The sequence below is a fragment of the Niabella ginsenosidivorans genome (genome assembly GCF_001654455.1).
In the GTDB taxonomy this organism is placed as follows: domain Bacteria; phylum Bacteroidota; class Bacteroidia; order Chitinophagales; family Chitinophagaceae; genus Niabella; species Niabella ginsenosidivorans.
This window is the reverse complement of record NZ_CP015772.1, coordinates 2,283,483-2,308,667: the sequence shown is the minus strand read 5'-3', so window position 1 is coordinate 2,308,667 and position 25,185 is coordinate 2,283,483. Positions and strand designations below refer to the sequence as shown.

Below are 25,185 nucleotides of genomic sequence, written 5' to 3'. Positions count from 1 at the left end.
GTAAACATAAAAAATAAACTGATGAAAAGGATTGTTTTAATAGCAGCCTGTTTATTATTGACCGAGGTTCTGCCGGCGCAGAATCCTGTTTTGCCGCCGGGAGTGTACATCGCCGATCCGGCAGGCAGGGTAGGACCAGACGGGAAGCTATACATCTACGGTTCACTGGATGAATCTACGGAATACTATTGCTCAGACCGATATCACCTGCTTTCATCGGCAGATCTGCACAGCTGGCAGTTGCAGGAGAACATATTTACTGCAGCCAGTAAAAATGATGGAGCGCAGTATGCAAACGGTCCGCTTTATGCCCCGGATATGTGCTACCGGAATGGCAGGTATTACCTGTATTATTGTTTGCCGGATGGTACGGAAGGCGTGGTTACAAGTAAAAGGCCGGAGGGCCCCTTTCGCAACGGGCTGAAGATTACGGGTCCCGCGCAGATTGACCCAGCCGTGTTTATAGATGATGACGGCCAGGCCTACTATTACTGGGGCCAGTTTGAGGCCAAAGGCGCGCGCATGAATCCGGATATGAAAACCATTGATACCACGTCCATAGTAGAGGGCCTGGTAACCGAAAAAAAACATTTTTTTCATGAAGGGGCTTTTGTTTTTAAACGTAAGGGCATCTATTATATGGTGTATAGTCATATCGGACGCCAGGACCGACCTACCTGCATCGGTTATGCAACTGCTCATTCACCGCTGGGACCTTTTAAATATGGCGGAGTAATTATTGATAATGCCGGCTGCGATCCTGCTGTATGGAATAATCATGGGTCGGTAGTAGCCTTCCATGGAAAATGGTATGTGCTGTATCACCGCGCTACACATAACAGCGCTACCATGCGGAAAGCCTGTATAGAGCCTATTACTTTTCGGCCGGATGGCAGCATTCCGGAAGTGTTCATGACCTCGCAGGGAGCGGGAGCTCCTTTAACAGCCACTAAAAAAATTGATGCAGAACGCGCCTGTTTGTTGTTTGGAAATGTACGGATCCAGTTGATGCAGGGTACATCTCAAAACGAGGCTTTAATGGCGATCCGGAATGGCGACCGGGCCGCCTGGAAGTTTATCAATTACGGAAATGGGGTGCGGCATTGCAATATACGGGTACGCGCCAGGGCCGGCGGGCGTATTGATATTATAGATAATTACCCCTGGCACGGGCCACGGGGCAGTATAACCGTTCCGGCAGATGGTAGCTGGAGCACCATTTCCTGCGAGGTAACAGGTCTTGCAGGAATACAGGCACTTTGGCTGCAATTTCATGGGCAGCCCGGAAAAGATCTTTTTGATATTGATTGGATAAAGTTTGAATAAGAATGAAATTAATGAATAAGCAAAAAAAAAGAATAATACAGGTTGCATGGTTGCTGATGTTCGGTTTGCCGGGCCCGATTGTTCTGTTGGGGCAGCCGGCATTAAAGAGCTGGCAGGCGCAATGGATTACTTCCGGGTTAGGAAATGACCGGCCGATGCCCCTATTCCGAAAAGTTTTTCGCGCAGATAAAAAAATAAAGAGCGCGGTGGTTTACTTCTGCGGCCTGGGATATGGCGACCTCTACCTCAATGGGGTGCTTGTTGATCCGTCGCGAATGCTGGACCCTGCACAAACCAATTATGAGCAATATGCGCTGTACACTGCTTTTGACATAACTACCCGGTTAAAAAAAGGAGCAAACTGCCTGGGAGTGTTGCTGGGCAATGGTTTTTATGGTCAGGACAAAGTATGGGGTGGGTGGGCAAAATATGGGAACCCCATTTTTATTTTGCAACTGGAGCTTACTTATGCAGATGGCACCAGAGAAACCCTTATTTCAGACAGATCCTGGCAATGGCACGAAAGCCCGGTTATACAAAACAACGTTTATGCCGGTGAAGCGTATGATGCGAGAAAAGAAATAAAAGGATGGTCGCTGCCAGGAACATCAATAGCGGGGTGGAACAGTGCTGTAACAGCTACAGGCGTCATCCCCAAAGAGCTGCGCCTGCAAAAAATGAACCCGGTACGGATGCAACAGGAGCTCAGGCCGGTAAAAATGTGGAAAACGGCTAATGGAAATTACATTTTCGATTTTGAGATAAACAGTACCGGCATCCCGCAAATTACCGTAAAACAGCCCCGGGGCACCCGTCTTACCATGCGAATGGGTGAACTGCTGAACAAGGACAGTACGGTCAATTTTGCTACAACGGGTGTTTTTGCTACTGGTGTGGTACAAACAGACGAATATATTTGCGCGGGCGCCGGAACAGAAATCTGGCATCCCCGTTTTACCTATCATGGTTACCGGTACCTGGAGCTCTCCGGTGCCGCTACGGTTCCCCATCTGAATTGGCTGAAAATGGTAACCATTCATTCGGATCTGAAAAGGCGCGGTCTGTTTGTATGCGCTGATCAGCAGATCAACCGCCTGCATGAGCTGGCAGTGCGAACGGCATTGAGCAATATACAGGGATTGCCTGTAGATTGTCCGCAACGTGAAAAATGTGGGTGGTTAGGGGATGCGCATACGGTAGCGCCCTTCGAAAATCTCAATTTTGAGATGAAGGATTTTTGGGAAAAGTATCTGGAAGATATACATTCCTCATCCGCCGGCTTTGAAGAAAACACTCTCTTTCATAAATATTCCAACGCCCTGTTTTACTGGGCCGATAAACCCGCCGGCCTGCCCTATATGGTAGCCCCCGGTAGGCGCACCTGTGGTGTGGCGTCGCCCGATTGGGGAACGGCCGTGGTACAGCTGCCCTGGCAAACCTATTTGTATTACGGAGATGCGGAAATACTCCGCAAATATTATCCCGCAATGAAGCAGTGGGTAGCACATATTGAAACGTTGTCCATGCAGGACTCACTAAAAATAAAACACATTGTTCCGTTCGGATTGGGAGACTGGTGCCCACCCGGGGGCAATAAAACTATTGATACGCCCATTCCGTTAAGTGCTACAGCCTTTCATTATCTGGACGCGGGCATTCTGCAGAAAACGGCGGCTATCCTGGGGCATAAGGAAGACCAGCAGTATTACAGTGCATTAAAAACAAAGATTGCCCATGCCTTTGTTACGGCATTTTATGACCACATCAATAAAACCTTTGGCAGCCAGACCGCTGATGCGCTGGCTTTGGATTTTGGGCTGGTACCTCCGGGTGATGAAAAGGCGGTGTCAGCCGCCATTGTACGGAACATGAAGGAAAAATATCATAATTTTTTACATACGGGCATTTTTGGCATGGGACGAATCGGCAAAGCGCTTTCCCGTTTTGGAAATGCTGCTGCTGCTTACAATGTTTTTACTAAAAAAGGAGCCTACAGTTTTGAATATATGTGGGCAAGCGCAGGTGCTACCTCGCTTTGGGAAATCTTGCCCATAAGTGCAGCAAGCAAGGATTCCTGTTTAAGGGAAGGAACCTATTCGCTCAACCACCCAATGCTGGGCGCTTATGATGCCTGGTTCTATGAGGATGTGGCAGGCATTTGCCCCGATGAATCAGGGCCGGGGTTTAAAGTGATCCGTTATGAACCAACAATGATGGGCCTGCTGGCATGGGCGAAGGCCTCCATTGAAACCCCCTATGGTAAAGCAGAAAGCAACTGGAAAAATGAAAACGGAAAATTGATTTGGAAAATAACCATCCCGCCAAACGCTTCGGGCTGTGTGGCTTTACCAAAAGGAAAAGCGATAAGAATAAATGGCAAATCGTTCGGTCAGGCAACTTTTCCGGTCATAGAAAACAAGGCAGAAACAATCCTTTACCGGTTCCCCTCAGGGCGGTATGAAGTTCAGTACGCCCATTAAATTATGATAGCAGAAATGAAACGCAATCTTATTGAAATTTTGTTTGTCGGGGGGATCAGCCAGCTTCAGGTACAGCAAAAAGACCCGTATGAAAAATTGTTGGCTTCTATTAAAATCTGCCTCAAAGAACATGGTAGCGTTAATGCCGAATACGGCGGTGATGTGGGGAGCCATACAGGAGCAGGTTATATGGGCATCAGCTCTATAGCAAATTGGTACGCCCCTGCCGGTGCGTATTGGGGCAGGAGCGATGCGGCTTATGAAAAACGCCCTATTGCCTTACGCAAACTCAGAAAGACACGTTGGCCATCTGTGAGCAAAACGGGCTCCTGATAAAAAAATCATCATAAACAATTTTAATGCAAACAGGTAAGATCAACAATAATACACAAATGAAATGGAGGTTTAAAGCGGTAGCTATATCTATCGTGCTTATTTCCCTGGTAGGATGTAAGCTGGAAAAAAAGAAGCATACGGACCCGGTAAGCGGGGGCAAATTGAAAAAATTAAAAACGGAACTGGTTGCCGAATTTAACCGGCTTGAACCAAAGGTCATTCAGCCGGCCGAGGGCTATCTTCAATATCCGTACCTCATTCCGGCAGGATTTTACAAACAGATGTGGGATTGGGATGGCTTTTTTATTGGCAATCATCTGGCCAATACAGGTAAACCGGAATACCTGAAGTTCTGGGCGCTCAACCTAATTGCCGGTATTGACAGCTCAGGATATGTATCTGCCTGTGCCACAACAAAAGGCCCGCGGACGATCTTTGGCAAATTCGCCATGAAGCCTTTCCTTTCCCAAGGCGTGTACTTCGCTTCTTTAAAGCTGAATGATTTTAGTTGGGTGGCGCCGCACTATAATGCGTTAATGAAAGTATTGGCCTATCGCGATAAAACACAGCTGGACAGTACCTATAACCTTTATTTCTGGGATAATGCCATGCAAAGCGGTGCCGATAATAATGTTGCCATGAATTATTTTACGGAGGAAGATCACCGTTCGTTCCTAGCGCCAGATGCCAGCACTTTTCAGTTAAGGGAAATAATAGCCCAGGCACTGATTGCTCAAAAACTGGGTAAGAATGAGGATTACGCCCTGCTTATGCAGAAGGCCGCCCAGCTAAAAGATGCTATTAATAAATATTTGTGGTGTAAGGAAGATCAGATTTATTATACGGTTGACCGCGAAACCGGCGCCTTTTATAAACGAATCAGCTATTCTAGCTTTATTCCTTTAATCCAGAAACTGGCTCCGGATGCGGAAGGCGTAGACATGATCAAGCGCTATCTCATCAATCCAAAGCAGATGAAGGCAAAATACGGTTTCCGCTCCCTCTCTCTGCAAGACCCAGACTATAACAATAAGAATATAATTGTTCCTTTTTCCAACTGGCAGGGACCAGTTTGGCCTATTGCAAATTATTTATATCATATCGGGTTAAAAAATTATGGATTTGAGGATGAAATAAAGTGGATGGGTCAAACCCTGGGCAGACTGCTGCTTCAGGATATAAAAACCTGTGGCAGCATGCATGAAAATTATAATGCGGATACAGGACAGCCGTTGGCCCCCGCCGCCGATTATGTAGATGAAAGCGGAAAATTTGTCGGTTTTATCGGCTGGAACCTCTGTGTGCAGCAGGTTTTGGAGGGGGTAACGGACAATAAATGGATGCTTCTTGAACTTCCGGAAGCAGACAGGAATAAATAATTTGAATTACCGGATTAAATTGAAATAAATGAAAAAAGCGGGTATTACATGCTGGTGTATTTTTCTGTTGTTTGCAGCTAAGGCACAGATAGCGGCTGATGACTACCCGGCCGGAATAAAAAATGAATTGCAGAAAGAATGGCCAGGCGATGATGAACTGAAAAACATGCGCAGCAGATCCGGGCGCTGGCTGCAAAATATGGAGTAGGGCCGGCAGACAGCTATTTTCTTTTTAAGCAGCTTCAAAATAAAGGCGCGCCTTTGGGCTAATTATATGGCAAAAAGCAATCACCCGAATGAAAAAAGGCATTTATTGATCGTAAAAGCCATTATGGAATATATTTAACAGTATCTGAATTTTTAGTTATGATCTTAAACCATTCGCAGTATGGTACTGCACTTATTAAAAGAACGATAGTCGTTTTTCTCATGTTCAGCTCCGTTCAGATTCATGCACAGTTAAGAGATGGGTGGACCATCACTGCATCGAATATTGATCCTAATAACTATTATGGTATTACCGTAGCCAACGGCATGATTGGGTTGGTATCATCGCCCGAACCGATGCAAGTGAAAGACGTGGTGATGAATGGCGTATATGATTATTACCAGCGGGGCAGGGTTTCCAATATTCTTAAAATATTCAATCATATCAATCTTAGCCTTAGCATTAATGGAATATCTGCGTCAAAGGATAATATTTTCAATTACCGCCAGTCGTTGAATATGAAAAAAGCTGAACTGATCACGGATTTTGATATAGCCGATGCGCACATAACGCATAAACTGATGTCGTTGCGCCATCTGCCCTATACTTCCCTGGCCGTGGTGGAAATAAAGGCAAAGAAAGAGGTAGTAATTGCTGCTTCAAGCATGATTGAAGCCCCGGATCATTTGCGGGAAATAAGAAACCTGTACAGCGAAATTGATCCACATATTCCTTTGCTGACTTCCGTTGCCAAAAGCCCCTCAGGCAAAATAACATTGGCGGCCAGCAGCAGCATCATTTTTCCCGAACCACGCAATCAGCAGCCTGTAGTTACGCATGGTGATTGGGATTATAACCGGCATCTGATGCGTTTTAGCAAAAAAATAAAAACGGGCGAGACCTACAGGTTTGCGATTGTAGCTTCTGCCACATCCACCGTACAGTATAAAGATCCGCACAATGAAGCGGAACGGCTCACCATTTTTGCCAACCTGGAGGGCATACAACGCTTGTTGGAAAAACATGAAGCAGCCTGGGAAGCGCTTTGGAAAAGTGATATTGTAGTGGAAGGTGATGAAGAAGTACAACGTGCTATTCATGCCGCATTATATCATTTATATTCCTTTTCCCGCGCGGGTACGGCCTATAGTCCTTCGCCCATGGGTTTGTCCGGGCTTGGTTACAATGGCCATGTGTTTTGGGACAGCGAATTGTGGATGTATCCGCCATTGCTGGTATTGCATCCCAATATCGCAAAGTCAATGCTTGAATACCGTTTTCAGCGGTTAAATGCTGCAAAGCAAAATGCCTTTGCACACGGATATAAAGGGGCGATGTTTCCCTGGGAGTCTTCAGATGGAGGTTCGGAAGATACGCCCGTTTGGGCGCTTACAGGTCCTTTCCAGCATCATATTACCGGTGATGTGGGTTGGGCTTTCTGGAAGTATTACCAGGTTACCAAAGATAAAACCTGGCTGCGGGAGCGCGGCTACCCTATACTGAAAGAAGTAGCTGATTTCTGGGCCAGCCGCGTAGAACGGAAAGGGCCGGGGAACTATGAGATCAACAACGTTATCGGCGCCAATGAATGGCAGGAGAATATAGACAATAATGCCTTTACCAATGGTATTGCTATTACCACGCTGCGTTATGCCACTCAAGCAGCGAAAGAACTCGGCATTCAACCCAATTCCGACTGGAACCATGTAGCGGATAATATTCCCATTCTTAAATTTCCTAACGGGGTAACACGTGAAAATGCAAGCTATAACGGGGTGGATATTAAACAGGCAGATGTGAACTTGCTGGCCTATCCTTTGGAGATTGTTTCAGACACAGCACAGATTGAAAAGGATCTGAGCTATTACGAACCGAAAATGTCTCCTGAAGGCCCGGCGATGGGGAATGCTACGTTGGCTACCCTCTATTCCCGTTTAGGAAATGCCCGGAAAGCGGATGAGTTGTTCCGGAAAAGTTATAAGCCCAATGAAATGCCGCCGTTTGGAGTACTGGCAGAAACACAGGGAGGCACCAATCCCTATTTTGCTACAGGGGCGGGTGGCATGTTGCAGGCGGTCATCTTTGGTTTTGGCGGTTTGCAAATCAGTGATCAGGGAATTGTACAGCGCAAAACAGCCCTGCCGGTAAAATGGAAATCACTTACTATAAAAGGAGCAGGTATTCTTAAAAAAGATTTTGTAAACCATAACTGAAACATCGGTAAATAAAAAAGGAAATCGTAAAGAGCGAATATCATGTTGTGGAAGCACTCATTTTTAGCCGGCTTTTTTTTAACCCTGGTCTCTGCTTTAAGCGCACAATGGCAGCCGGCAGGCAGCCGGTTAAAAACACGGTGGACGGCACAGGTAAACCCTCAGCACGTGCTGCCGGAATATCCAAGGCCGATAATGGAACGCAGGGAATGGATGAACCTCAACGGGCTATGGAACTTTGCCATTACACCGGCCGGGCGGGCAGCGCCAGGCGCGTATAGCCGAAAAATACTGGTGCCCTTTGCTGTAGAATCTGGCCTTTCCGGTATACAGGGCACCGTAATGAGTACACAGGAATTATGGTATAACCGTGCATTTAAAATACCCAAATCCTGGAAAAACAAAGAAGTGTTGCTGCACTTTGGTGCGGTAGACTGGAAGGCGGAAGTTTACCTCAACGGTCTGCACATTGGCAGCCATACAGGCGGGTACGCACCGTTCAGCTTCAACATTACTCCCTATCTTACTTCCAGTGAGCAGGAGCTTACGGTAAGGGTGTGGGATCCTACTGACCGGCACTTTCAGCCCCGGGGTAAACAGGTAAGCCAACCCGCTAATATTGTGTATACGGCGGTATCCGGCATTTGGCAAACGGTATGGCTGGAGCCTGTGAACAGCAAGTATATTACCAATTTAAAGATCGGGTCTGATATAGACCGTAGTACGATTTCAGTAGTAGCAAATACAACAAGCATAACAGCCGGAGATTATATAGAAGTAAAGCTATCAGATAAAGGAAAGCTGTTGTCCACATTCAGGGCGGTGGCCGCCGAAACGCTCAATATTCCCGTTGCTGTTGCCAAATGGTGGTCGCCCGATGCTCCTTTTCTTTATGACTTGGAAATTAATTTGTACAGTCAGGGCCGGCTTGCGGACCAGGTAAAGAGTTATTGCGCCATGCGTAAGATTTCTACCAGCCGGGATCGGTCAGGCATTATGCGCCTGCAATTAAATAACTGCAATCTGTTCCAGTTTGGACCGCTTGACCAGGGCTGGTTTCCCGACGGGTTATATACGGCCCCCACAGATGAAGCCCTCATGTTCGATATACAGAAAGCCAAAGCCATGGGCTATAATATGATCCGAAAACATCTGAAAGTAGAACCGGCACGGTGGTACACGCATTGTGATCGTATAGGAATGTTGGTTTGGCAGGATATGCCCAGTGGCGATAATAACTGGGGGCGGAAAACCAGGGATTATATGCGAGAATATGTAGATGAGGGAGTTGAAGAAGCGCCTATAACGCTCAGGGCCCGTGAAAATTACCTGAAGGAATGGAATGAGATCATTGATGCATTGCAGCCATATCCCTGTATTGTGATGTGGATTTCCTTCAATGAAGGCTGGGGTCAATTCGATACCAAAAAGATAGCGGCGTGGACCAGGGCGTATGATCCTTCGCGCCTGCTCAACCCCGCTTCGGGGGGCAATTTTTACCATACTGGTGATGTGTTGGATCTGCATCATTATCCGGAGCCCGAATTGTTCCTGTATGACGCCGGCCGAGCCAACGTACTGGGCGAATATGGTGGCATCGGCTATGCCGTAGAAGGGCATTTGTGGCAATCCGGCGAAAATTTTGGTTATGATACTCTGCTGCATAGCCCGTCAGAACTGTTGCTGAAGTATCAGGAATATGCCCGTATACTGCAATCGATTAACCGTTTCTCCGCGGCGGTTTATACACAAATGACGGATGTAGAAGGCGAAGTCAACGGGTTGTTGACCTACGACCGGGAGCTAACAAAGGTTAGTGAGGAGGAAATAAAAAAAATAAACCGGGAGACCATCCAGCAGCTCTCCCAATAATTTTTTTGAAGAAATATAAACAATAACAATGATGATGAGAAAATGTATGATGGGTTTTTTACTGCTATGGCTGATCAGCGCTGCATTACAGGCACAGGATCATAAGATCAATACCGCTTCGGCCCGTAAGCAATATGATGAACTGCAGCGCTCTATAGCAAAGGGGTGGAATACCTGGGATACCCGATCGGTATTGCGCCATGTGCTGCTTCCTTATGGGTTGGGGGTAGACATTCATTTGGCCACGTCTGATGGTAAACGGGTGGATCAGTTTTTTATTGGCGACAGAGAAAAAGGCTCGGCGCAGATGCGGCCTGGTGCGCATTCCTATGATGGGTATTATACGGATATTACCGCTTTATGGAATGGGCTGAAGCTGCGGGTAGAAAGCGCAGCCGAGGGCCTGAACAATGTGGTCATCATCACCCCGCAGGCAGAAAACGCCAGGGGAGGAAAAGTAGTGGTGTCCGTAAAGAATCTCTGGCAACGGGCCAATACCATCAGCACAAAGAATAACACGTTTACAATGCAGACGCTTGCCGATACAACGCTGAAGCTGACGGGAAAGGTACTGGGCGACTTTATTGAAAATAAGAATGGGGAAATGATCTTTTCTGCAGATCAGCCTGTAGTTATTACCTGCGGAAAAGCGCTTACGGCAAAGCAGGCCCGTCAATGGGTGGACGCGCATTATCATTATTTTGTGCTGTCTAACAAAAATAAATACGGTAAGAGCTATGAGGAATACAACGCCATGCAAAATGTGCTGGGATGGGATAATATTTATGATCCTACCATTAATAAAGTGATTACACCGGTATCTCGGATATGGAATGTAGGGTGGAGCAATAATCCTTCTTTGGGCGGCTTTGTATTGTTTTGCTGGGACACTTATTTTGCTTCGCTGATGTTGTCTACAGACAATAAAGCACTGGCCTATGCCAATGCAGTGGAAATTACGCGGGGAATAACCGAACAGGGCTTTGTTCCTAATTTTTACACGGAAAGTAATTATAAGTCGCGCGATCGTTCTCAGCCACCTGTGGGAACGTTTACCGCCTGGAATATTTATCAGAAGTATAAGGAAAAATGGTTCCTGGAATTATTATACGATGATTTTCTGAAATGGAACAGGTGGTGGGATCAAAACAGGCAAACCGATGGTCTCCTGTGCTGGGGTAGTACGCCCTTTGAACCGGTTACTTACCGCTGGTGGGAATTTGACGGAGTAAATGAAACCTTTGGTGGGGCATTGGAATCGGGGCTAGACAATTCACAGATGTATGAAGGTGTTCCTTTTGACAAACAGCGGCACCAGCAAAAGCTAAATGATGTAGGCCTCAACAGTCTTTATATTATGGACTGTAACCTTCTGGCCAGGATCGCCGATGAATTAGGGCAACGTAAAGATGCGGAAGAACTGCGCCAAAGGGCAAATGCCTATACCGCCCGCCTGCATCGTTTATGGGACAATAAAACCTCTTTTTACTACAATTACCGAACGGATACAAAAGCATTCAGCCCAAGAACATCGCCAACAAATTTTTATCCACTACTGGCCGGACTTCCTACTAATAAGCAGGCAGAAGACATGTTACAGAAACACCTGTTGAACCCGGACGAGTTTTGGGGAGAATGGGTGATACCGGCTACACCTAGAAACGATCCTGCATTTAAGGAAAATACATATTGGAGAGGCCGCATTTGGGCGCCCCTTAATTTTCTGGTCTATATGGGACTCCGGAACTATAATACCCCGGTGATCAGCGATGTGCGCCGGCAGCTGGCTGAAAAATCGAAGAGCTTATTATTGAAATCATGGACTGCCGATAGGTATGTGTTTGAAAATTATAACGCCACTACCGGGCAGGGTGATGATGTAAGAAACAGCGATAAATTCTATCACTGGGGCGCCTTGCTGGGTTTCATTGGTTTAATTGAACAAGGGTATTATAACTAATGAACAGAAAAAAATACGATGATGTATTGAACAAATCCCATCATCATTTTTGTAAGTAAAAAAAATGAAGCTTAAAATAACTATTTTTTTGCTGCTCTGTTGCTTGCAGCCGTGGCTATTGGCGCAGGGCTATACCAGGGCGAACACATCACCATAGAAACAGAACCCGGTATAACGTACGAGATGGCGCTGTTCATACGTAAACAAATAAAAAAATAAAAGGATGAGAAAGATCAGTTACTTATTGATATTCGTATGTTTTTCCGCGGTTAACACCATTTTGGCCCAAGACTATCCTCCGGAAACCCTTCGGTCATTAGCTGGAAAGTTTTCTGATCCTCCCATAGAATACCGTCCCAATGCCTGGTGGCATTGGATGGGTTCCAACTTTTCCAAAGAAGGAGTTGTTAAAGATCTTCATGCCATGAAGGAGGCAGGAGTGGGGGGTGTTATTATTTTCAATGCGCCATCCTGGCTGGATACAGCCATGAATCCCTGGCCGCAGCAACATTACCGCAGCAAAGCCTATTGGGAAGCATTGGAACTGGCGCTTTCGGAAGCCAAAAGCCTGAACATGACAGTGGGGATACATAATTCTCCGGGATGGTCTACCACTGGCGGACCATGGATCAAACCCGAACAAGGAATGCAGGAAGCAGGCTTCAGCACAACGATCATTGAAGGGAATCAAAAGCTGAATGTGACTTTACCAAAGCCAAAAATGAATGAGGTTGCCGCTCCTTATTATAAAGAGGTCGCCGTTATGGCGGTGCCGCTGCGCAAGGGCGTTGCTGCAGGCGATGTACTGGACATTTCTGATCAATTCAGCAATGACCGGTTAAATTGGGCGGCGCCTGCGGGTAAATGGAAAATTTACCGCTTTGGGTATTATCCCAGTCTCATACACACGCATCCCGTACCGGAAGATGTAGAGGCCACTTCGCTGGAGGCCGATAAAATGAATCCGGAAGCAACCATTGCACATTGGAAGAATGTACTGAACCCGCTGGAAGAAAGATTGGGTCAGTATATTGGCAATACATTCAACATTATATGGGTAGACAGCTATGAGGCAAGGGATCAGAACTGGTCATCAAATTTCCGTAACGATTTTATTAAGGTGAAAGGGTATGATCCTGTTGTACAGGTAATCTTAGCATACGAGCGCGGCGACAGTATTTTTAATGAAGAAATGCATGGCATTCATCCTGCTGGCGAAAAATTTTCATCGCAAACAAATCGTTTTCTCAGCGATTATAAAGAAGTAATCAATCGTTTGTTTTTGCAATGTTTTCAGCTTGGAAAAGACATGGTAAACAAAGCAGGTTTTCAATTTGCATGGGAACCTTATGGCAGTATTTGGGAGGCGCCCTTTGATAGGACTGAAGGGATAGGAATTGCTGATATACCTGCTACTGAATTTTGGGTGCATAGTACCGAACCCTCCGGTGAAGGAAGCTTTGCAACTGCTGCTGCAAAAAATGATCATCGCATTGTGGCAGCTGAAGCGTTTACTGGCATGGAGGCCGCCTGCAGGTTTACCGAAACACCGGCTATGCTGAAACGTCCTGCCGATATGGGCTTTTCTTACGGCATTAACAAATTTTTTCTTCACTCCTGGGCGCATAACCCTTTGAGTGATGCCTACCAGCCCGGCTGGAGCTTTGCGCATTACGGAACACATTTCAGCCGCACACAAACATGGTTGGAACCCGGCAAAGCGTTTTTCACGTACCTCGCCCGTTGCCAGATGCTTTTGCAGCAGGGAACGTTCATTGTTCGTACCGCTAATGTATTACAGCGCAGCACGCCGGAAGCAGAGATCTTTTTTGTGCGCAACACAAATGAAGCAACAGAAAAAACAATAGCCTTTCCTGTAAAGAATGCTGTGCCTGAATTGTGGGATGCCTACCGCGGAATAATTCAACAAACCAATCAATGGAAACAACAGGGCGATTCAACTTTTGTAACGATTAAATTGGATAAAGACCAATCAATGTTTATTGTTTTTCCTGCACAAAAAACAACCTATTTCAAACAACCGGAAGTAGCCGTTTTGAATGAAGAACCTGTTGCATTAAAAGATAGGTGGATAATTACTTTTCATCCTAAAACAAATGAAAAAACGTTTACAAGAAAATGGAATAAGTTGGTCGATTTCAGCAAAGAGCATAACAAAGCCGTCCAATATTTTTCGGGCACAGCTGTTTATGAACAAACCATCACGATAAAAAAAGAAGACCTCGCATCTGATAAACGGATCCTGATTGATTTGGGAACGGTATATGATATGGCCGGCTTGGAAATTAATGGTAAAAAAGCCGGTATATTATGGTCGCCGCCTTTCAAGGCAGACATTACCCGCTTGTTGAAAGCGGGGAAAAACACTGTTAAGATTGCTGTTACAAACACCTGGGTGAACCGCCTTATTGGCGATGAACAATATCCTGCAGATTTTGAATGGACAATGCTTGAAAATAACGGCACTCCGGCCATGAACGGCTTGCCAAGGATGAAAGGTTTGCCGGAGTGGGCCACCAACGGACAACCGCGTCCTTCAAAAGAGCGCAAAACCTTTATTCCGTGGTCTTATTTTAATAAAAATTCTCCACTGGTGCCGGCGGGCTTGTTAGGCCCCGTAACGCTCCGTTATCAGCAACTAAAAGTGAATTGATTAAAAAGAACAATAATGAAGCAAACAGGATTGAGTTTTATTTTTTTGCCCCTGCTTTTCTTAAGCGCTTTTACAAACCGTTTCGGGGACAGCGTTGTTAGTAATAGGGATACTGCTGCACTCGAAGCGGGTTTCAGAAAACCGCCACGGGATGTGCGACTGGGCTGTTACTGGTACTGGATTGATAAAACCGTTACCAAAAAGGGGGTGATTGCCGATTTAAAAGCGATGAAACGCGCTGGAATTACGCGTGCTTTTATTGGTATGACCGGTGGTGGCGATGAGCTCAAATTTATGTCGGACCAATGGTGGGAGCTGTTGCACACAACATTAAAAACAGCCTCCGATCTTGATATTGAAATCGGGCTGTTTAATTGCCCGGGATGGAGCCAGTCGGGCGGCCCGTGGATAAAAAACAACCAGGCCATGCGTTATTTGGCTGCAGTGGAGCGCCAGGTGACCGGACCCACTTTATTTTCGGAAAAAATTCCTATTACATCCAAAGATATTCCGAGCATCGAAAATATTGGGTGGAGCAATGAATCCTACCAGGCTCATCCGGCCGATTTTCAGGATGTTAAGGTCATTGCTTTTCCCATTGACCCGCACCTTTTCCGGAATCTTTTTGATGAGAACAAAGCCCGTATTTCTTTTTCCGGGAATATAAAACAGCAGCTTGAAAATAAGGATACCTTATATCAGCTGCCGCAAAATGAAACAGCAAGTGTAATGCTAGAGTTGCCTCAGAAAATGACCGCCCGCAGCTTGACAATTGCCATCCGGGGCAGGATCAGCTGTGATGCGGAGCTACAGTATTTAGGGGATGACCAGGTTTATAAAACGATCAGCACTTTTAAAATAGACCGTGTGGTAGATGGGCTGATGCGGGGCTTTATCCCCAACTCGCCTGTGGTAGTATCCTTTGCAACTGTAAACGCCAGGGCGTACAGAATCCTTTTTAGGAATTCGGGCAGTGAAGGATTGATCAGCGGCTTTACGCTTACTGCGGCGCCCGTTATTGAGCGTTTTCCGGAAAAGACCTTTGCCAAGATGTTTAACAGTTTTACCCCGCCCTGGGATGCCTATATGTGGGATTTTCAAACAACAGATGCGGCGGGTGCCGTACAGCCGCGGCAGGTGATTGATATTTCTGACCATCTTGCACCCGATGGCACCCTCCGCTGGAAAGTACCATCGGGAAAATGGGTCATCCTCCGTACAGGCATGCTGCCTACAGGGTTACAAAACTCTCCTTCCCCAAAGGGAGCTACGGGGCTTGAAGTAGACAAAATGAGCGGCAAACTGGCGGAATATCATTTTGATTCGTATATCGGAAAGATCCTCAAGCGCATTCCGGCAGAAGACCGCAAAACGTTCCGGCTGGTGGTGTTGGATAGTTATGAGAAGGGCGGGCAAAACTTTACCGATGATTTTATTGACCTTTTCCGGCAGCAATATGGGTATGATCCAACACCCTATCTGCCTGCCTATTATGGGTATCCTATAGGCAGCCCCGCGCTTTCCAATCGTTTTCTTTGGGATATGCGGCGCATGGTTGCCGACCGCATGGCCCATCAGTATATAGGAACAATTACACGAAAAGCGAATGAAAACGGTCTCAAAACATGGCTTGAAAATTACGGCACCTGGGGGTTTGCAGGTGAGTTTCTTAATTATGGAGGACAGTCGGATCAGGTAGGGGGTGAATTCTGGCTGGGCGATTATCTGGGCAAAGTAGAGATCCGCTGTGCTTCATCTGCTGCGCATACTTATGGCAAGCCACAGGTATGGGCAGAATCATTTACCGGCTCGGGTCCGCATTATACCGTATATCCCGGAGCAATTAAACAGAAAGGCGATTGGGCAATGGCGGAAGGAGTGAATGCCTTTATGCTTCATGTATACATCCAGCAGCAGGCTGATAACATTTTCCCCGGTGTTGACGCCTGGTATAATATGGAGTTTAACAGGAAGAATGCCTGGTTCTCACAAATAGATCTGTTTACTACTTATTTGCGCCGTTGCAGCTTTATGCTTCAGCAGGGGTTGAACGTGGCTGATGTAGCCTATTATATTGGCGAAGACGCCCCCAAAATGGATGGCATTGTTGCGCCGGAAATTCCCGCGGGGTATCATTATGATTTTATTAATGCAGAAGTGCTGCTGCATTCGGCTCAGGTAAAGGACGGTAAGCTTGTTCTGCCACATGGAACACAATACCGGGTGCTGGTATTGCCCCCGCAAACCACCATGCGTCCTGAAATTTTAGAAAAAATCGGGCAATTGATCGAAGCCGGGTTATTAGTAATAGGAGCGCCTCCCTGGGTTTCGCCTAGCTTGCAGAATTACCCGCATGCTGATCAGAAAGTACAAGCGCTTTCAAAAAAAATATGGGGCGCAAAGACGGAAAAAGAACATAGATATGGCAAGGGAAAAATATATACACAAACGTCTTTGGAAAAGGTTTTTCAGCAACTGAATCTGCCACCCGATCTATTGCTGAAAGACAGTGTGCCCGTACACTACACCCATCGCAAAATAGGTGATACGGACATCTATTTCCTGAGCAATCAGAGCAATCAGCGCATTCAGTTCAATGCGCAGTTTAGGGTGGCTCAAAAACAACCGGAATATTGGAATACTTTAACAGGGGATACCCGCTGTTTGAAGGCCTTTACGCAGGCCGATGCAACTACCCTGGTTCCCTTGCAACTGGAACCATCCGGCAGTGCTTTTATTGTGTTCCGGAGATCCGGGAAGCCAATGGTGCAAGCAACGGAAGAACGGTCTGTGCAGGAAAATTTTCCGGAACCGAAGTTCATCAGTGAGATAATAACCCCCTGGACCGTACAATTTATGTCGGACAGTATTCATCGCGGACCCACTGAAGCGGTTCTGTTTAAAGAATTGCAGGATTGGTCGGAAAGCAGCAACCCGAAAATAAAACATTATTCAGGCACGGCTGTTTATAAGAACCGGTTTAAAATTGCAGCTCTTCAACGCACTAAATCCTTTAGGAAGCTGTGGATTGATTTTGAAAAGGTGGGTATGATGGCAAAAGTAAAGATCAACGGGCAGTACGCGGGCGGCGTATGGGCCTATCCTTATCGTGTAAACATCCTGCCATTTATTAAAGAAGGTGAAAATGATCTGGAAGTGGAAGTGGTAAACACCTGGGGAAACCGCATCATTGGCGATCTGAATTTGCCCCAAAAGGAGCGTAGGCTACAGATTCACCAGGGTCCTGCGGCTAACGCGCCTTTACAGGAATCAGGCATTACTGGGAAGGTTAGCATTCTGGCAGAATAAATAAAGATATGAGGACGCTGTTTATTATGGCAATATTAAAGGGGTACATAACATTTTTTTGGTTCGTGATGACACGAACCGTGGCCTTTTGCCGGGATTGACTAAAAAGTAATCAAGAAACCTTTTAGTAGCCTGCTCCAATCACAAAATGTTATGCACCCGTGTTAAAGGGATGCGACCGTTGTATAAAAAAGTAAACTCAAAAATATCGGATAAAAATGATTAGGATGAATCAATATATCTCTACCAGTAAACGATGGGTTATAGGCGGACTGTTCTTCTTTTATTGTTTTCTTGCAGCCTGTAAACCTGCTGAAGTGGTACGGATTTATGAGCTGCGTTGCGAATACCTGAAGGAACCTCTGGGTATTGATGATCCCTATCAGCAGGGCCCAGCAATAAGCTTTGAAAAGTTTTCCCCACGCCTGAGCTGGAAAGTAAATGGGAGGGGAAAAGATACACGACAGGTTGCTTACCAGGTTGTGCTTTCCAATACTCCGGAGGGGTTGCGGCAGCAAAAAACAATCTGGAACAGCGGGCTCATAAGGGGTCATCAACCTTTTTGCTTTGTTCCTGCGGGCTTCATGCAACCCAACACAACCTATTATTGGAAAGTTGGGGTTTCTTCTGGAAACGGGAGCGCTGTTGTTTGGAGTGAGCCGGGCCGTTTTTCAACAGGGTTAATCAGGCAGCAATGGTTGGGCACCTGGATCAAACATCCCTCCGCACCCAAAGAAAGTCATATCTGGTTCCGGAAAAATTTTGTATTGCCCAATGAAAAAATGCCTGGTCATTTTTTTGCGTATGTGGCATCCATAGGCTATCATGAGTTGTATGTTAACGGACAGAAAGCAGATAACAGGGTATTGGCGCCTGCCATATCCCGCCTGGATAAACGGGTATTTTATGTTACCTATGATATCAGCCGCTTTTTAAAAAAGGGACAGAATGCTATAGCCATTTACTACGGTCCTGGATGGAGCAGGAATAATTATTTTGCAAAAAGGACCAGTCAGGCCATACGGGTACAGGTTTATGGAAATCAGTTTTCACTGTTTTCAGACACAACCTGGCTGTGCAAGGAGAGCTATAGTAAAAACAGCGGACGATTTGATTTTATGGACATGGGAGGAGAACTGGTTGATGGAAGGGCGTATACTGATCAATGGATGCTGCCGGATGTTGATACAAGCAATTGGCAACATGTTGTAAATTACCCGCCGGGCGATTCGGTAACGCTTTCTGCACAGATGACGGACCCTTCAGAAATAATAGATACCATTGCGGCCAAAACCATTTCCCGGATCATTGACCCTGAGCGGCATGATACTATTTACAGGGTAGATATGGGCAAAGAATTTACCGGTTTCCTGCAGGCGGGCTTCAAAGGCCTACGCGGGGGAGACACTGTAGCAATAATGGTTTCCATGCGCGATACCAATCCCCGGTTGGTTGGGGCTACCTATGGAATAGGCAATAAAGTAATTGAAGAGCAAAAGCAGCAACAGCGCTACATTGCGGCAGGGCGCGGCGGAGAAATATTCCGGAACCGGTTTAATTTTTTTGGAGGCAGGTATATTCATTTCAGGGGCCTCAGACAGGCTCCTCATTTAAAGGACATACAGGGGCTGGAGGTATCCTCTGCCGCCGAAGCTACGGCAACATTTGAATGCTCTGATAGCCTTTTCAATAAGATTTTTGCAATGGACAAGTATACCTACCAGATGTGCCATACAGAAGGGGTAACGGTGGATTGTCCCAACCGGGAGCGGTTAGGATATGGCCCCGAAGGAGCCTATCAGACAATGTGGGGGCTGGGATTACCCTGTTTTAATGCCGCTGCTTATTATGTAAAGAACGTGCGGGACTGGGCTGATGTTCAGTTGCCCAACGGGTTCATCAATAATGTAGCACCGCAGATCAGTGACATGTACGGAAGCGTGCTAAACGGTACTGCCATACTCAATACAGCGTGGGAGCATTACCGGATATATGGTGATAAAAGAATACTGGAAGCAGCCTATCCTGTAGGGCAGCGATGGTTGGCTTTTTTAAGCAGGCACACAAAGGATTCTATGCTGACGCGCTATCAGTTTGGCGGATATTTTCTGGGAGAATGGGTGAGCCCGGGGCCGATTTTTGAGTATGCGGAAACAGCGGAGGCCCTGTTTTTTAATAACTGTGCTTATGCCATGACTCTCGATTTCATGATCCGGATTGCTACAACCCTGGAGGGTCGCAGTGCCGATGTGCAGCAATACGCCCAAACCCTGAATGCGCTTAGGCAGGCGCTGCACCGGCAATATTATAAGCCCGAAACGGGAACTTATTTAAATGGCGACCAGGTGCGTACGGCTTTTGCATTGTATGCCGGTATTGTACCAGATAGTTTACGGGAAAGGGTAAATGCCCATTTGCAGCATCTGTTAAAAAGCCAGGGATACCTCAATATCGGTAGCTTTGGGCGTTACCCATTTTATAAAACCGTTCTCAGCGAAGCCGGATATTTCAATCTTATTGCAGGCATACTAAAAAAGGACACCTACCCCGGGTATGGTTACTTTCTGAAAAAAGGCGCCACTACTTTCCCGGAGATGTGGGAAATTGATCAGCCCAATTCCACCGTTATACATACCTCTTATACCGGAATATCTGCCTTTTTCATCAAAGGGTTAGCCGGTATCAATGAAGCTGTAAGCGGGTATGATACGGTACTCATCAGCCCACACCTTGTGGAAAATGTAACCTGGTGCAAAGCCAGCGTGGAAACACCCTATGGCAGGGTTAAAAGTGCCTGGCAAAAAGAGGGTAACAGGCAGGTGACCTATAAAATTACAATACCTTTTGGAGCCGTGGCACGGGTGCGGTTGCAAAACCAGCCCGAAAAGCTGATGTCTTCAGGTGATTATGTATTTGAATATTCCTTAAATTAAAATTATTGACCATAAAAAATAACATTGAATGAAAACAGTTTTATTAGGCCTCTGCACCCTTTCGCTTTTATCGGCCTGTAAAGAGAAAAAGAATATGGAATGGGTGTGTACCACTATGGAACAACAATGGCAACGGCAGGACCCGGGGAAAATTATAATAGTTACCGGGGCAAAAGTGGATGCTGAAGTAGCAGTGCATCAGCCGCTTCAGCGGATTGATGGTTTTGGCGCCTGTTTTAATGAACTGGGATGGACCTCCCTCAGCGGGCTTCGTCCTGCTGACCGGGATGCTGTATTCAGCGAACTTTTTAAACCTGGCACAGGCGCTAACCTTACCGTGTGCCGCATGCCGGTAGGGGCAAATGATTTTTCGCGAGATTGGTATTCTTATAATGAAACCGATGGTGATTTTGAAATGAAGCATTTCAGTATTGCCAATGACAGGGAAACTCTGGTGCCCTTTATTAAAGCCGCCCGGGAATATAATCCCGGTCTCAAACTCTGGGCATCGCCCTGGAGCCCTCCCACATGGATGAAAGATAACAAGCATTATGCCTGCCAGCCGTTGGATACTTCATTCTTTGAGAATATAGGGCAAAACGGTATAAAACCGGAACAGGTGCGCCGGGAAGGGGTAAATATGTTTATTCAGCAGGATGCCTATTTTAAAGCATACTCGTTGTATTTTTCAAAATTCATAGAAGCTTACCGGGGGGAGGGCATTCCCATTTTTATGGTGATGCCGCAAAATGAATTTAATTCATGTCAGCCATTCCCAAGCTGTACCTGGCTGGCTTCCGGCCTGAATGAATTTGTGGGAAAATATCTTGGCCCAAAGATGCATGATCTTGGGGTGGAAGTGCTATTTGGAACCATGGAGCGTCCGAATCCTGCGTTAGTGGACACACTGCTTTCGGATCCGGAAAGCAGTAAGTATATTAAAGGAGTGGGTTTTCAGTGGGCTGGCAAAAAAGCAATTGCATCCATCCATCAGCGTTACCCTAATCTTACTCTATATCAAACGGAGCAGGAATGCGGCGACGGTAAAAACGACTGGCAGGGAGCTGAATATTCCTGGGAGCTGATGAAGCACTATCTGAATAATGGCACCAATGTTTACGACTATTGGAATATTGCACTTGAGGAGGGCGGATTAAGTAGATGGGGATGGCGGCAGAATTCGCTGGTAACCGTAAATAAGAAGGAGCAAACCTATCAATACACTTACGAGTATTACCTGCTGAAACATGCCAGCCATTATGTAACTCCGGGCGCGCGGCTATTACCGGTAACAGGTACATTTGCTGATTTACTGGCCTTTCAGAATCCTGATGGTAACTACGTACTGATTATGTATAATACAGCCAGTACAGAGATGAAGCGGGTAATAAAAGTTGGTGACCAATCCTTTTCTGTAATATTGCCCCCCAAGTCATTTAATACCATCAAACTGTAAGCACAATCTGAAGCGCGGATGCTATAAAAGTACCGGTTTTTGATATTTTTAAGGTAGCTTTTGTGCATCGGTCTGTATATTTTGCAGGGGAGGATTTTGAGAGTAGTAAGAAATGCCATTAATAAAAAAGCGATTGCCGAGTTGCAATGGTTTAGAAAGATTTGTAAAATAAACTCGTAAAAAAAAGAGCAACCCTGCCGGGATCTCCTATTTTAGTTTGAAATGAATTTTAAAATTTTATTGCTTTTATGCAGCTGGCTGAATGTGTTTGCCGGACAAAAGCAGGCTGAGGAAAAACAGGCGGCTGCGTTACAGGAATCATTTATTTGGCTGCAGGCTACCAAAGCCGGTGAGCAACAATATGTAGCTTTCCGTAAAACATTTAATTTAAAAGAAAATATTGCGGCAGCACAACTGAGGGTATTTGCCGATAACCGGTTTATCATCTGGATCAATGGTCAGTATGTGGAGCGTGGCCCTGCGCGGTTTGATCCCAAGGGGCCTCAATATGATATTCTGGACATAAAACCATTTCTGCATAAAGGCAAAAATGCCATAGCTGTTCTGGTGCATTACTATGCGGTGGACAGCTTTACAGAATGGAATGAACAGAACGCCCGGATGATGGAACATACTCCCGGGCTTACTGCAGCGTTGAATATTGATTTTACAAATGGAACTATTTTTTCGTTGCGGACAGATGAAACATGGGCGGCTAATAAAAATACGCAATACAAAGCCTCTCCTGGTTCCTATTCGTCTGTCCCTGATAATATTGATGCCCGGCTGAGCGATGGCGATTGGTCAGTGGCCGGATACAATGACGAAAAATGGGAACATGCCCGGAAGATCAGCGGCAGTAGCTGGGGCAAACTCAGTCCCCGGTTGATTCCCCTGCTGAAAGAGCAGACCCTGGTACCCGACCGCGTGGTTCAGCAAACTACCGGCGCTAATGTGCATGACTCAGTACAGTCGTTACGGGCGCTGCTACCGCTGGAAATGGAAGCGGGGAGTGAACTGGTAATTGATATCGGAAAAGTAAGACAGGCCTATCATCTGCTGGAGCTGGATGCTGAAGAAGGTGCTTCATTACAGGTAGGGCATGCAACACTTTTTTATGATCATAAAAAACAACCGCTGATCGTTTCATTTATTCCGCATCCAGAAGACCGGTATATTGCTAAAAAAGGCTTTCAGCGCTATATGGGCGGAGATACGCATGGATTCAAATATCTGGTCATTAAAGTGCTTTCCGGAAAAATCCGTCTTAAGTCTGTAGCAATAACGGAACGCAGTTATCCTTATGAACGGATGGGATCCTTTACTAGCAATGATACACTGTTGAATACGCTGTGGAAGGTTTGTGTGAACACGGTAGAAGCCTGCAGCGAAGATGCTTATGTGGATTGTGCAGATCGTGAAAGGGCGCAATGGATTGCCGATGGTTATAAAATGAGCTTTCCGGTAGCAAGGGTAGCCCTAGCAGCAAAAGAGCAGAACGGAACATATACTTTTGGCGATGCGAGGCTGCTGCGGAAAATGATTCAGGATATGGGTTATAGCCAGGTTCCGGACGGTCGCTTGCAACCCATGCGACCATCTGTTTACCCATTAATCAATACACATGGTGTTATTGATGATTATTCCTGCCTGTGGGTACAGGCGGCTGTAGAGTACTATGAACGTACCGGAGATATTGCGTTCGTTAAACAAATATGGGGGCAGCTGCAACGTGCTATGGATTATTTCCTGAACCGCAAAATAGCAAACGGGCTCATCAACGCCCGTGAATTCATTTACTTTGATAACCCTTTAAAATACGTTCAATGTGAGGGCGCAACCATCAACGCATTTATTTATGGTTCGCTGCAGGCCATCGCCCGAATGGCAAAAGTACTGGGAGATGCAAAGGCGTTTAACCGATATGCAGCGGAAGCCGTGGCGTTATACAAAAGCTATAACAGCAACCTATGGAATGAGAGAGCAGGAACCTATAATGCCGCCAGCTTCAGCGATGAAGGGAAGGCAATGACCGATAACCCAAAGAGTTTTAGCCTGCCTTATGAAGGCCCGCTTGAGCCGGGTAAAACCGTAGCGCCCAATTACCACGCAGCTTTAATGGCTTTGTATTTTAACCTGGTTCCGGCAGACCGGCATGCGCGGGTGCTGCATTTTCTGCTAAATAGTTTTAACAAAACAACAGAACAGCAAATGGAGCTGTGGTGGCCTTATACCTCCCGCTATTTGCTGGACGTACTGTACCGGGAACAACGGACAGACCTGTCGCAAACTGCCCTGAATTTTATACGGAATGCTTTCTGGCACATGACCCGGTATGAGACGGCAACAACATCTGAAGGCTGGTGGGGTGGTGCTTCCGTTCATGAATCTTCAGCGTTCCCTGCTTATTTTATGAGCGCTTTTGTGTTAGGAGTACGTACGGTAATAGAGAATGGAAAACTCAGTTTTATAATAAAACCCAACCTGGGTGATCTACAACATGCAGAAGGAACAGTGCTGACCGAATTTGGAAAAACAGACGTACAATGGACCTTTAGAGACGGAGGTGGCTCTCTCCATTTCAGTATAAATACTCCCAAAGGTGCAACCCCTGTATTGTATATTCCAGTAATGAGCGAAAGAGCTACACTGGTACTCAACGGGGAAATGCTTGTAAAAGCAGGAAAAATAAAAGGGGAACTGAAACGGTCGGGTGGCTATTATGTAATACCGCTTAAAGAAAATAGGTGCCGGGGCATAATACTGAAAGGCCAGAAATGAAATAAATATACTATCCTCAGAAGCTGTTTAAAATAAATTTTTGCTATTTCTTCATATGAAAGGTATATAGCATCACTTTCTTCCTCAGGTATTTTAAAATCAGACAGATCGATGGGCTTAATAATTCTTTGTTTGACCCGGTCTTTAATAAAGACCCGGAGATGCTTGATCGTTTTTCCAATGGCGTTTAATTTAAGCCCTGTATCATTAATATCGAAAGCTGGAGAAAAATATTTCTTCGCAAATTCAGCCCGGTTC

13 protein-coding genes are annotated in these 25,185 nt (G+C 46.0%); all 13 read left to right on the top strand.

The genetic code is table 11. The features are described from left to right. Window positions 1-21 precede the first annotated feature (21 nt). The 13 genes from A8C56_RS09655 (at window position 22) to A8C56_RS09595 (ending at window position 24,927) form a co-directional block, all read left to right on the top strand. The gene (locus A8C56_RS09655) at window positions 22-1,326 is read left to right on the top strand and encodes a family 43 glycosylhydrolase (RefSeq protein WP_169818761.1); all 1,305 of its coding nucleotides are present in this window, start codon (window positions 22-24) and stop codon (window positions 1,324-1,326) included. An 11-nt stretch (window positions 1,327-1,337) separates the two neighbouring features. Continuing rightward, the gene (locus tag A8C56_RS09650) at window positions 1,338-3,806 is read left to right on the top strand and encodes an alpha-L-rhamnosidase (protein ID WP_218917274.1); all 2,469 of its coding nucleotides are present in this window, start codon (window positions 1,338-1,340) and stop codon (window positions 3,804-3,806) included. 15 nt (window positions 3,807-3,821) lie between these two features. Further along, a complete protein-coding gene (locus tag A8C56_RS09645; protein ID WP_157097937.1) occupies window positions 3,822-4,139 on the top strand; it encodes a hypothetical protein in 318 nt (105 codons plus the stop codon). Between the two features lie 26 nt (window positions 4,140-4,165). After that, window positions 4,166-5,521, top strand: a complete 1,356-nt coding sequence (locus A8C56_RS09640) for an MGH1-like glycoside hydrolase domain-containing protein (RefSeq protein ID WP_067755067.1) — start codon at window positions 4,166-4,168, stop codon at window positions 5,519-5,521. Between the two features lie 28 nt (window positions 5,522-5,549). After that, window positions 5,550-5,729, top strand: coding sequence for a hypothetical protein (locus A8C56_RS09635; protein ID WP_067755064.1), 180 nt, complete (start codon window positions 5,550-5,552; stop codon window positions 5,727-5,729). Between the two features lie 158 nt (window positions 5,730-5,887). Beyond that, window positions 5,888-7,942 carry a glycosyl hydrolase family 95 catalytic domain-containing protein gene (locus A8C56_RS09630; protein ID WP_084490140.1) on the top strand — a complete coding sequence of 685 codons (2,055 nt, stop codon included), beginning with the start codon at window positions 5,888-5,890 and terminating at the stop codon, window positions 7,940-7,942. Between the two features lie 42 nt (window positions 7,943-7,984). Then, the gene (locus A8C56_RS09625; RefSeq protein WP_067755061.1) at window positions 7,985-9,814 is read left to right on the top strand and encodes a glycoside hydrolase family 2 protein; all 1,830 of its coding nucleotides are present in this window, start codon (window positions 7,985-7,987) and stop codon (window positions 9,812-9,814) included. 28 nt (window positions 9,815-9,842) lie between these two features. Then, on the top strand, window positions 9,843-11,774 hold the full coding sequence (locus tag A8C56_RS09620) for an MGH1-like glycoside hydrolase domain-containing protein (RefSeq protein ID WP_218917273.1): 1,932 nt from the start codon (window positions 9,843-9,845) through the stop codon (window positions 11,772-11,774). Between the two features lie 223 nt (window positions 11,775-11,997). After that, entirely contained in the window at window positions 11,998-14,448 is a 2,451-nt protein-coding gene (locus A8C56_RS09615; RefSeq protein WP_067755055.1) for a glycosyl hydrolase, read from the top strand. Window positions 14,449-14,463: 15 nt separating this feature from the next. Next, window positions 14,464-17,757 carry a glycosyl hydrolase gene (locus tag A8C56_RS09610; protein WP_084490139.1) on the top strand — a complete coding sequence of 1,098 codons (3,294 nt, stop codon included), beginning with the start codon at window positions 14,464-14,466 and terminating at the stop codon, window positions 17,755-17,757. 227 nt (window positions 17,758-17,984) lie between these two features. After that, window positions 17,985-20,690: a family 78 glycoside hydrolase catalytic domain gene (locus A8C56_RS09605; RefSeq protein WP_169818760.1), complete on the top strand. Its 2,706-nt coding sequence runs from the start codon at window positions 17,985-17,987 to the stop codon at window positions 20,688-20,690. 28 nt (window positions 20,691-20,718) lie between these two features. After that, entirely contained in the window at window positions 20,719-22,146 is a 1,428-nt protein-coding gene (locus A8C56_RS09600) for a glycoside hydrolase family 30 protein (RefSeq protein ID WP_067755049.1), read from the top strand. A gap of 222 nt (window positions 22,147-22,368) precedes the next feature. Beyond that, window positions 22,369-24,927 carry an alpha-L-rhamnosidase-related protein gene (locus A8C56_RS09595; RefSeq protein ID WP_067755046.1) on the top strand — a complete coding sequence of 853 codons (2,559 nt, stop codon included), beginning with the start codon at window positions 22,369-22,371 and terminating at the stop codon, window positions 24,925-24,927. Window positions 24,928-25,185 lie beyond the last annotated feature (258 nt).